The sequence below is a fragment of the Streptomyces sp. CBMA291 genome, from assembly GCF_014596525.1.
Taxonomy (GTDB): domain Bacteria; phylum Actinomycetota; class Actinomycetes; order Streptomycetales; family Streptomycetaceae; genus Streptomyces.
The window spans coordinates 93,494-104,686 of sequence record NZ_MSJP01000026.1 but is presented as its reverse complement, the minus strand read 5'-3'; the positions used below and the strand labels follow the sequence as shown (position 1 = coordinate 104,686).

Sequence of the window (11,193 nt, the reverse complement as noted above, 5' to 3'; positions counted from 1 at the left end):
CCGCCGCCGGTGCGCCCCTGCCCGGAGCCCGCGCCGACGCGGCCCGCGCGCTGCTGCCGCTGGTCCGACGCGACCGGACCGTCGGCGTGGCCCTGGTGGGCTGGCCGGGCCCCGCCGTCCTCGACGCCACGGTACGGCGGGCCGTCCTCGGGCTCCTGGACGTGGCGGGCACGGTCCTGGACGTCCCCGATCCCGGCCTTCCCCCGCTCCCCGTCCTCGTCGACGTACTCGACTCCCTCGGCCACCCCGCCGCGCTCCTGCACCTCAGAGACGGTTCCGGGCCGATCACCGTGGACCACCTCAACGCGAGGGCGGTCGCCGTGCTCGGCGCCATGGACCCCGCCGTCACCCTCGCCCGCGCCTTCCCGCCGGCCCACGCCGAACTCGCCCGCCTCGCCCGCGCCGCGCTGGCCGTCACCCGCGTCCAGCGGGCCGGACGGCTGCCCGCTTCGGCCGTACCAGGAGAGCCCCCGCCGCTGCTCGACGTACGCCTGCTGCCCGCCGGAGAGGACCGGGCCGTGCTGCTCTGGCACACCGAGGGCGCACCCGGTCCCGCCACCGCCCGCGCGGTCGCGGGGCTGCGGGACGTGGCGCCCTTCCAGGACAGCCTGACCGGCGCCGGGACGGTGTGGTCACCCCAGGCGTACGCCGTCTTCGGCCGGGACCGGGCCGAGCCGCCGGTACCCCTCCTGGGGCTGCGCGGTCTCGTGCACCCGGACGACGGCGAAGCCCTCACCCGGCTGCTGACCACGCTGACCCGGCGGCAGACGGGCGCGCGGGCGGTCCTGCGGATCATGCTCCCCGGGGGCGCCGTACGCCATGTGCGGGTGGCGGCCGAGCCGCTGATCGACGGGGGGACGGTCACCGGCTTCGCCGGGGTCTACCAGGACGTCTCCGGCAGCCGTCGCACCGAGGCCGCGCTGACGGCCACCTTCGACCGCCTCGTCGCCGTCCGCGACCGGGCGGAGCTGCGCCACCAGCTCGCGCTCCAGCTCCAGCAGGCGATCGTGCCCGAGTTCCCCGGTCTCCAGGAACTGCCCGGCGGACTGCTCGCGGCCGCCCGCTACCGGCCGGCCGCCGAGGAGTACCGGGTGGGCGGCGACTGGTACGACGTCCTCGCGCTGCCCGACGGCAAGGTCCTCGTCGCGGTCGGCGACATCGCCGGGCACGGCATCGACTCCGTCACCGGCATGGTCGCGCTCCGCAACGCCCAACGGGCCCTCGCCTTCACCGGCCACCCGCCCCGGCACCTGATGGGCTGGCTCAACGAGGTCACCCTGCGGACCGGCGGCGGCATCACCGCCACGGCGGTCTGCGCGCTGTACGACCCCGAGGACGGAGGGCTGCTCTGGTCGAGCGCCGGACACCTGCCGATGCTGCTCCTGCGGGACGGCCGGGCACGGGTCCTCGTCCCGCCGCACGACATCCTGCTCGGCGCGGTGCCGGACGTCGGATACCGGGAGCAGCGGGTCGGGCTGCGCCCGGGGGACACCCTGCTGCTGTACACCGACGGTCTGGTCGAGCGCCGTCAGGACGGCCTCGACGAGGGGGTGGCCCGGCTCGTCGCCGAGGCCGAGCGGCTCGCGGACCGGGCGCCGGACCGGCTCGTGGACGAACTGCTCGGCTCGGCCCGGGGCGACACCGACGACGACACCAGCATCGTCGCCGTCCGCGTCCTCGACCGGTCGTCCGAGGGGTCCGATCCGGACGGTCGGTTCGGCCCGCCGGATTCCTGAGGGCCCCGCGCCCTCAGAGCGCCAGCCAGGAACCGATCCTGGTGATCAGCTCGTTTCCGTCGACGGGTTTGGAGACGTAGTCGTCCGCGCCCGCGCGCAGGGCCTCGTCGCGGTCGCCCGGCATCGCCTTCGCGGTGACCGCGATGACGGGCAGACGCTCCCGGCCCGGCATCCTCCGGATGGCCCTGATCGCGCTGTAGCCGTCCGTTCCGGCCATCATGACGTCCATCAGGACGAGCCCGATCTCCCGGTGCGCGGCGAGGGCGTCGAGACCGGCCCGCCCGCCGTCGGCGGCGAGGACGCGCAGCCCGTGTCCTTCGAGGATCTCGGTGAGGGCGAAGACGTTACGGGGATCGTCGTCGACGACCAGCACGGTCCCGCCGTCGGGGGAGGAGCCGGACGTACCGGCGGAGGAGGGGGCGGGCACACCGGCCGCACCGCTCGTGCCCGTCGTGCCGTCGTCGCCTTCCGGGTCCGCCGGGCCCGGCTCCGGCCGGGCGGTGGGCAGATAGAACGTGAAGGTGCTGCCGCGCCCCGGACTGCTCGCGGCCTCGATGGCGCCGCCGAGGAGCCCCGCCACCTCCCGGCTGATGGAGAGCCCGAGCCCGGTGCCGCCGTACCGTCGGGCGGTGGTGCCGTCGCCCTGCTGGAAGGCCTCGAAGACATGGCCCAACCGCTCGCCGGGGATGCCGATGCCGGTGTCGGTGACGCGGAAGGCGAGCACGGGCCGGCCGTCGAGGAGCGCGGGAGGCGTCTCGTCGGGGGCGGCGGGCTCCATGGCGAGCGTCACCCGGCCCTCGTCGGTGAACTTCAGGGCGTTGGAGAGCAGATTGCGCAGGATCTGGCGGATCCTCGCCTCGTCGCCGTCCAGGACCTCGGGCAGGTCGTCGGCGAGGGTGACGGTGAACGCGAGCCGCCGTTCGTCGGCGACCGGTCCGAAGGTCGCCTCCAGATAGTCCGCGAGCCGACGGAGCGGGAACGGCTCGCGCCGGATGTCCCTCTTCCCCGCCTCGACCTTCGACAGATCGAGGATGTCGTTGATGAGCTGGAGGAGGTCGGACCCGGCCGAGTGGATGACCTCGGCGTACTCGACCTGCTTCCCGGTCAGGTTCCCGTCCGGGTTGCGGGCGAGCAGCCGGGCCAGGATCAGCAGGCTGTTGAGCGGGGTGCGCAGCTCGTGGCTCATGTTGGCGAGGAACTCGGACTTGTACATGGAGGTGCGGGAGAGCTGCTGGGCGCGCACCTCCAGCTCCCGTCGGCCCTGCTCGATGACGAGGTTCTTGGACTCGATGTCCTTGTTGCGCTGGGCGAGGAGAGCCGCCTTCTCCTTCAGTTCGGCGTTGGAGCGCTGGAGTTCCCGCTGCCTCGACTGCAACTCGGCGGACCGCGAGCGCAGTTCGTCGGCGAGGCGCCGGTACTGCGCGAGGAGTTCATCGGTACGCAGATGGGCGAGCAGGGAACCGAGGACGGCGCCCGCGCTGTCCACGAGCCGGTCGAGGAAGTCGCGCCGCACCCCGGCGAAGGGCTGGAGCGAGGCGAACTCCAGTGCCCCGATGACCTGTTCCTCGACGACGATCGGCAGGATGATCAGCGCGACCGGCTCGCCCGAGCCCGTACCGGAGGCGATGGTGGCGTATCCGGCGGGCACCCGGTCGACGAGGAGGGGGCGCCGGTCGCGGGCGGCCTGCCCCACCAGGGACTGGCCGAGCCGGAAGCGGCGCGGCGCGGCGTCCGGGGAGTCGGGCGAGCCGTAGGCGGCGGTCATGACGAGTCCGGTGCCGTCCTCGCCGTCCTCGGCGAGGAAGAACGCCCCGTACTGGGCGGCCACCAGCGGCGGCACCTCCGTCATGATCAGCCGGGCGATCGCGGGCAGGCTCCGGGTGCCCTGGAGGAGGGTGGTGATCCGGGCGAGGTTGGTCTGGAGCCAGTCCTGGTCCTCGTTGGCCCGGATCGTGGCGCGCAGCGACCCGACCATGGAGTTGATGTTGTCGCGCAGCTCCCCGACCTCGCCGGGCGCCTCGGCGGTGATCGAACGGGTCAGGTCGCCCTCGGCGACGGCGCTGGTCACCTCGGCGATGGCGCGGACCTGCCGGGTCAGGTTGTCGGCCATCGAGTTGACATTGTCGGTGAGGTCCTTCCAGGTGCCGGAGACCCCGTGGACGGTGGCCTGACCGCCGAGCGTGCCCTCCGTGCCGACCTCCCGCGCGACCCGGGTGACCTCCTCTGCGAAGGAGGACAGCCGGTCGACCATGTCGTTGTAGACCCCGGCGATCTCGCCGAGGACACCCTCGCCGTCGCCGGTGAGCAGGACGGAGAGGTCCCCGTCCCGTACGGCGGTGAGTCCGGCGAGCAGCCGGCGGAGGTCCTCCTCGCCCGGCTCCCGGCGCGTCGGTCCGTGGTCCGGGGAGGTTCTGCGCTCTGTCATGGGTGCCTCGCACGGGGCGCTCACGGTACGGGCCCGGAGCCGTGCGCCCCGGGCGTCCCGAGTCCCCCTCCACTGTAGGGCGGGGACGGTCCCGGGGCCCGCGCCCGCCCGTACGGGGCCACCTCCCTCGGGAGTGCGGCGAAGACCTCGCGAGACCGCGTCCGCCGGTGGACCGGATGTTCGAGATCACCGGTGCGCGGGGAGTGTTCCAGGTGTACGGACGCGTCGACGAGGCGCTGTCCGGGCATGGCCGCGACGACGGCGGGAGAGATGAACGAGAGCGGCACCGACCTCCCCCCGGCCCAGATCCGCAGGCTCGTCCTGAGCGGGACCCGGGGCGTGGTGGCACGCTGCCGCGACTTCACGGCCCAGGCCCTGACCGACTGGGGATGGCTCCCCCCGGAGAGCGAGGAGGCGGGACAGCGGGTGGAGGACGTCCTGCTGCTCGTCTCCGAGGTCGTCACCAACGCCTGTCTGCACGCCGGAGGACCGCAGGAGTTCGTCCTGCGCCACGAGCCGGGACGGCTGCGGGTCGAAGTGGCCGATGCCAGCCCCGTACACCCGAGTGCCCGTGTTCCCCGGTCACCCGCCCTGCCCGGAGGCCATGGGCTCATGGTGCTCGACCGGCTCGCGGGAGCCTGGGGCGCCGAGGACAAGGGGCCGGGAGCGGTGGGCAAGGTGGTGTGGCTGGAGGTCGGCCGCCCGTCCCGCCCGCCGTGGCGCCCTTCGGGGACCGGCCTCCGCTGAACGGCGGCCGCATCGACATGCGGCCACAGGGCGAAGGTTCGATTCGGGTGTGCGGGGGAACCCGCAGGGGTGCGACGCGACCGTGCCGGTCGTCGTCACCGGTTCCCCGACCCCGTGACGGAGCCGGGCGGGAGGAGGTGGCCGCGATGAACGAACCCCCGCTCTCCGCGCGTGAGCGACGCGTCCTCGCGGAGATCGAGGAGCAGCTGGAGCGCGACGAGACGCTTGCGCGCAGCCTGCGCACCATGCGCCGGAGCCGGAGGGACCGGCGTTCCCTGTCCGCCGGGGCGCGGCTTGGGCCTTCCTCGGACGGCGGAGCCCGTCACCGGCTGCCCCGGCTCGCCTTCGCCGGGCTCGGGGCGCTGAGCCTGACGCTTTTCGTCCTCGCCGTCGCCACCGAGGCGGCACCGCTGATCTGGCTGTTCGCGGGAGTGTGGATCGTGACCCTGGCCTCGCTGGCGCGCCTCGTCGGCCAGGCGTTCCGCCGCTGGTCGGCGGGGTGGGAAAGATCCGAGACCACGGAGAGGACCGAGAAAACGGACTGAGCGTGTTTGCGCCCCGGCGTACGGGGTGAGGCGCGGACACGGTGGATGTGCCCGTTCCCATGGAAGGAGACACGTCATGCGCAAGAGTGCCATGGACAAGGGCAAGGGCAAGGTCAAGGAGACCGTGGGCAAAGCCACGGGCAACGAACGGATGGAGGCCGAGGGCCAGGCCGACCAGGTGAAGGGCAAGATCAGGGAGATCGGGGAGAAGGCCCGCGAGCGGGCCCGGAAGACCCGCGACGACCTGAAGTGACCGCGCGCTCACCCGCGCGCCGGGGGCCCGTGGCGACAGGACGGGCCCCCGCCGCGTGCCCTGGACGGGGGTCGGGGCTCCGGGGGCGGCCCGGGACTCTGTGGCTGGACGGGGACTCCGTGGGCGTGGAGCCCTGCCCGGATGCCGGGGCCGTACGGGCAGGCGGGGTCGTACGGGCAGGCGGGGCCGCCCTGGGGTGGGGGCTCCCGCACGGGTCGGCCGGATCTGAGGAGTGAGGACCCGTACGGGGTCGGCCGGATCTGAGGAGTGAGGACCCGTACGGGGTTGGCCGGGTCTGGGGAGTGAGGACCTGTACGGGGTCGGCCGGGTCTGGGGGTGAGGGCCCCCGTACGGGTCAGCAGGACCTGAGGGCGAAGGGCCCCGTACGGGACGGGACGGCCGGGCCTGGGGTGAGGGTCCGCGCGGGTCAACCGGGCCTGGGGCGAAGGGCCCCGTACGGGACGGCCGAGCCTGGGGGGTGAGCGCCCCCGTACGGCTCGCCCCTGCATGGCTTTCCCCCCCGTACGGCTCGCCCCCGTCCGAGGACGAGCGCCCCCTACCGGTCGGCCGGGCCGGTCATCCCCGGCCGGGGCGGTCGGTCAAGCCGAGCCGTTCCCGCCGCATGGATCCGTTCGGAGCGGGAAGGGGTCCTCATAGGACGCTCGACCCGACGGACCTCCGCCGTGCACTCCGCGACGTGGGCCCCTGCCCCCGTCGAAGGAGCCCCATGTCCCGTACTCCGGCTCGCACGAGCCGTACCCCCCGCGCAGGGCCCTCCTCGGGGGCCGGGATGCGCCGGGCCGCTCTGGCCGGGCTGCCCGAGATCGACCGCCCGAGCCGGGTCTCCACGGACCGGGCCCAGTCCGTCTCCGTCGCCCTCTTCGCGAGGCTGGCCGAGCTGGAGCCGGGAACGCCCGAGCACGCCTACGTACGCAACACGCTGGTGGAGCTGAACCTGAGCCTGGTGCGGTTCGCCGCCCGGCGCTTCCGCAACCGGCGCGAGCAGCGGGAAGACCTCGTGCAGGTCGGCACCATCGGCCTGATCAAGGCGATCGACCGGTTCGACCCGACCCGGGGCGTGGAGTTCTCCGCCTTCGCACTGCCCACGGTCATCGGCGAGATGAAACGGTTCTTCCGGGACACCACCTGGGCCGTACGGGTGCCCCGACGCCTCCAGGAACTCCGGGTGGACCTCGCCAAGTCCACCGACGCCCTCGAACAGGACCTCGGCCACCGGCCGACCCGGGCCCAGGTCGCCGACCGGATGCACCTCTCCGAGGAGCGCGTCGCCGAGGGCGAGATCGCCGCCCACGGCTACACCGCCCGCTCCCTCGACGTGTCACCCGACGACGAGGACACCCCCCGCGTCTCCGCGCGGCGGCTCGCCGAGGCCGAACCCTGCTACGAGCTGATCGAGGACCTCGCCTCCCTGAAGCCGCTCGTGGCCCGCCTCGACGCCAGGGACCAGCGCATTCTCGCCCTCCGCTTCGGCCAGGACCTCACTCAGGCGCAGATCGGCGAACGCCTCTCCCTCTCCCAGATGCACGTCTCCCGACTGCTGAGACGCATCCTGGACGAACTGCGGGCGGGCCTCGCCGCCGAGGGCCCCGCGCCCACCCCGACGGGCTGAGTCCCGCACCCGCCGTCTCCTCTTCCCCCTCGCCACCGCCCCCGCCGGTCCGTACCGACGGGGACGGTGGCGAGGACGACCGCCCCTGCCACCGCCCCGGCCCCTTCGTCGGTGACCGGCCCCGTCGGCAGGCGTGGGCGCAGGGGCGGTGGCGGGCGCCCTGAGGCGCGGTCCCCGGCCGACGCGCGAGGCGGGTCCCGGGACCGGGTCCGTCGGGCGCACCAGAAGGATCCGGTGGTGTTCCGTGGCCGGCTCGCGGCCCTCGCCGTCGGTGAAGCGGCCGGTCACCGCGTACAGCCCCGGTACGCCTGCCCCATCGGCAGTCGCTCCGTCGGCAGCCGCACCTCGTACGAACCGCCGGGCCTGAAGCCCCCCAGTACCGTGCGCGCGGTCGACAGCACGGTGCCGTTCCTGGCCCGCACCTCCTCGAACGCGAGCCCGTCGATCTCCCGGCCCAGCCGGAAGGTGAGCCCGACGCTGACCACCGTGCCCTCCGGGAGCACCAGCGGCCCGCCGCCCTCCGCACCCCGCAGGGGCACGTCGAGGCGGCCGAGGCCCTCGGTGTGCGGGGAGACGGCTTCCCGCTCGAAACCGTTCACCACGGATCACCACCCTTCGCGGCGGGCTCCGGGACGGTATGCGCCCGGTCCCGGCCCCTGACCTGCGACGGCCCCGACGGCCGAGGAGCAAGCCCGTGCCGCCGCGCCCGGGTGGATTCCAGCCCTCGGGCAGTTTGTCGATACGGGAACGCGTGTCCTGTTCAATGGGGCCGCGACCCGTGGAGAAGACGCCGGTGCCGGGGCGTCACCGGCGCACGCGGTCGTCGGAACACTGAACTCGGGAGGCGCGCTATGCGTTTCGGTCTGCTCGGCCCGCTCACGGCACAGGGCTCCGCCGGTCCTCTGGTCATCGGCAGCGTCAAGGTCCGTACCCTGCTGGCCCTTCTGCTCCTGAGGCGCGGCCAGGTGGTCTCGTCCGACGAACTCAAGGCCGCCCTGTGGGGCTCCGCCCCGCCCGCGACGGCCGCGAGTTCGCTCCACAACCACATCACCCGGCTGCGCAGGGCGCTCGGCCCCGACGGAGCCGCCCGGCTGCGCTCCGTACCGCCCGGATACGTCCTGGACGCGGACCGGGGCACGCTCGACGCCGACGTCCACGAGGACCTGCTGAGCACCGCCCGCGCCGCACGCCGTCAGGAGGACTGGCAGGCCGTGCGCCGCGCCTGCGTGGCGGCGCTCGGGCTGTGGCGGGGGAGCCCGCTCGCGGACCTCCCCGGACTCTGCCTGAGCCCCCGGTACGCGCCGGGGCTCCAGGTCTTCGAGGAGGCCAGGCTCGTCGCGCTGGAGTGGCGCTGCGAGGCGGACCTGCGACTCGGCCGGTACGACGGGCTGGCCGCCGAACTGTACGCGCTGACCGAGCAGCACCCGCTGCGGGAGGGCTTCCACCGGCATCTGATGCTCGCCCTGCACCGCACCGACCGGCAGGCCGAGGCCCTGGCCGTCTTCCACCGGCTCCGGAGAACCCTCGCGGACGAACTGGGCGTGGAGCCCGCGCGTACCGTGCAGGAGGCGCTGGCCGAGATCCTGCGGGGCCCCGACGAGCCCCTGACGAAGCCCTTCCCGGCCTCGTCCCCCTCTTCCCCCGTCCCCGGTGCCGTCCCGCCCGTATCGGACCGGACCCGGAACCGGCCCCCGACGCCGACGACGAACCCGACCTCGACCTCGGCCCCGGCTTCGGCCCCGGATTCGCCCGAGAGTACGGCCGGGCGGTCGGGTCCGGGCCCGGCCGGTGGCCATGTGCCCGCCCAACTCCCGCCTGCCTCGCGCTACTTCTCGGGCCGCAAGGCCGAACTCGCCCGGCTCGACGCGCTCCTCGGCGACGCCCGCCGGTACGGAGGCGGCGGAATGGTCGTCCTCTCCGGTCCGGGAGGCGTCGGCAAGACGACCCTCGCCGTGCACTGGGCACACCGCGTCCGCGAGCACTTCCCCGACGGCCAACTCCACCTGGACCTACGCGGTTTCGGCCCCGAAGGGTCCGCCGTCACCCCGGACAACGCCCTGCGGAGCCTCCTCGAAGGGCTCGGTGTCCCGCGTGCCCGCGTCCCCGCCTACCAGGAGGCCCGCACCGCTCTCCTCCGCACGCTCACCGACGGGCGCCGGCTGCTGATCCTCCTCGACAACGCCCGCGACGCCGCCCATGTACGGCCGCTGCTGCCCGGCTCCGCCACCAGCCTCACCCTGGTGACCAGCAGGGACCAGCTCCTCGGCCTCGTCGCCGTCGAAGGCGCCCAGCCGGTGGCCCTGGACGTGCTGCCGCCCGACGAGGCACGCGAACTGCTCGCCGCCCGCGTCGGTCACGACCGGGTCGCCGCCGACCCCCGCGCGGCCGACGAAGCCGTCGAACTGACCGCGCGGCTCCCGCTGGCGCTGGCCGTCGTCGGCGCGCGGGCCGCCGTCACCCCCGCCCTCAGCCTGACCCGGCTCGTCGAACGGCTGCGCCGCTCCCGGGGGCTCGACGCCTTCACCGGAAGCGACGCCCTCAGCGACGTCCGCGCGGTCCTCTCCTGGTCCTACGAGACGCTGAGCCCCGAAGCGGCGGGCCTCTTCCGGATGCTGGCCGTCCACCCCGGGCCCAGGGTCACGGTGGCCGTGGCCGCCAGCCTCGCCGCCGTACCGCCGTCACGGGTGGAGGAACTCCTCACCGAACTGGCACGGGCCAACCTCGTCACCGAGGACGCCGAAGGGCGGTACGCCTTCCACGACCTGCTGCGCTCGTACGCGACCGAGCTGGGCGAACAGCAGGACTCCGGGGCACGACGGCTCTCCGCCCTGCGCCGCCTCGCCGAGCACTATCTGCGCACCGCGCAGGTGGCCAGCCTGTTCATGGACCCCTCGCTGAGCCCCGCCGGTCTGCCCGACAAGACGGGGCGCGGGGTGCGCCCGGAGGTGATCGCGGACGTCACGGCGGCCAGAGAGTGGTTCACCGGGGAGCACGCGGCCCTGGTGCAGACCGTCTCCCGGCTCGGCGACGCCGGACTCGACCTCGCCTGCTGGCAGCTGGCCCACCTCCTCAAGACGTACCTCTTCTGGGGCGGGCACTGGGACGACGGGGTCGTCGTCCAGACCGCCGCGCTGCGGGCTGCGGAGCGGCTCGACGACCCGACGGCCCAGGCGAAGGCGCTCAGGAGCCTGGCCTCGGCACTGCGCTGGAACGTCCGGGAGGCTGCGGGCGAGGCCCATCTGCGCAGGGCTCTCGCCCTGTTCACCGCCGAGGAGGACCTGTACGGCCAGGCGGACGTCCATCTCGACCTCGCGGGCCGGTACGAGCGGCGGGAACGCCCCGAGGAGGCACTGCACCACAACGAGCAGGCGCTCGCGCTCTTCCGGGCCCTGGGCAACCGCAGCGGAGAGGCCAAGGCCCTCAACAACGTGGGGTACTTCTACGCCCTGCTCGGCAACCACGCGGAAGCCCTGGCCATGTGCGAGGCCGCCCGGGTGGTCTTCGAGGAACTCGGCGACCTGCGCAGCCTCGCCCTCACCTGGGACAGCATCGGCGTGGTGCACCAGGAGACCGGCGACCTCGACCGGGCGGTGCGCTGCTTCCGCCTCTCGGCGGACGGTCTGCGCGAGGTCGGCGCCCCCCACTACGAGGCCCTCTCCCTGGACCATCTGGGCGACGCGGAACAGTCCTCGGGCCACCCCGAAGCCGCCCAGGACGCCTGGCGGCGAGCCTGGGAACTCCTGGACGCGCTCGGGCACGACGACGCGGAAGGGATCAGACTCAAGCTCAGGGAGGCGGAATCGTCCTGACGGTCCGGCGCCCGGAACCGGCGCCCGGTCCCGATTCCGGCCCCGATC

Annotated in this window: 8 protein-coding genes; 6 read left to right on the top strand and 2 right to left on the bottom strand. The window is 74.2% G+C overall.

The window, feature by feature from the left end; translation table 11 throughout:
- Positions 1-1,736 (top strand): PP2C family protein-serine/threonine phosphatase (locus BU197_RS07565; protein ID WP_188267440.1); only part of this gene is annotated, 1,736 nt, incomplete at its 5' end.
- A 13-nt stretch (positions 1,737-1,749) separates the two neighbouring features.
- On the opposite strand, the gene BU197_RS07560 is transcribed toward BU197_RS07565, so the two are convergent.
- Positions 1,750-4,161 (bottom strand): ATP-binding protein, encoded by a 2,412-nt coding sequence (locus BU197_RS07560; RefSeq protein ID WP_188267439.1) that lies wholly within the window; start codon positions 4,159-4,161, stop codon positions 1,750-1,752.
- A gap of 246 nt (positions 4,162-4,407) precedes the next feature.
- Here BU197_RS07560 and BU197_RS07555 point away from each other — a divergent pair, with 246 nt between their 5' ends.
- From BU197_RS07555 to BU197_RS07540, 4 genes are all read left to right on the top strand, one after another.
- Complete coding sequence (locus BU197_RS07555; RefSeq protein WP_223183516.1) at positions 4,408-4,908, top strand: ATP-binding protein; 501 nt, start codon at positions 4,408-4,410, stop codon at positions 4,906-4,908.
- A gap of 146 nt (positions 4,909-5,054) precedes the next feature.
- Positions 5,055-5,453, top strand: coding sequence for a hypothetical protein (locus tag BU197_RS07550; protein WP_188267438.1), 399 nt, complete (start codon positions 5,055-5,057; stop codon positions 5,451-5,453).
- Between the two features lie 76 nt (positions 5,454-5,529).
- Positions 5,530-5,706, top strand: a complete 177-nt coding sequence (locus tag BU197_RS07545) for a CsbD family protein (RefSeq protein WP_188267437.1) — start codon at positions 5,530-5,532, stop codon at positions 5,704-5,706.
- A 727-nt stretch (positions 5,707-6,433) separates the two neighbouring features.
- Positions 6,434-7,336 (top strand): SigB/SigF/SigG family RNA polymerase sigma factor, encoded by a 903-nt coding sequence (locus BU197_RS07540; RefSeq protein ID WP_188267436.1) that lies wholly within the window; start codon positions 6,434-6,436, stop codon positions 7,334-7,336.
- Positions 7,337-7,620: 284 nt separating this feature from the next.
- Here BU197_RS07540 and BU197_RS07535 read toward each other — a convergent pair whose 3' ends face one another.
- Complete coding sequence (locus BU197_RS07535; RefSeq protein WP_188267435.1) at positions 7,621-7,938, bottom strand: hypothetical protein; 318 nt, start codon at positions 7,936-7,938, stop codon at positions 7,621-7,623.
- A gap of 249 nt (positions 7,939-8,187) precedes the next feature.
- Here BU197_RS07535 and BU197_RS07530 point away from each other — a divergent pair, with 249 nt between their 5' ends.
- Positions 8,188-11,145: an AfsR/SARP family transcriptional regulator gene (locus BU197_RS07530; RefSeq protein WP_188267434.1), complete on the top strand. Its 2,958-nt coding sequence runs from the start codon at positions 8,188-8,190 to the stop codon at positions 11,143-11,145.
- The last annotated feature ends 48 nt before the right edge of the window (positions 11,146-11,193 follow it).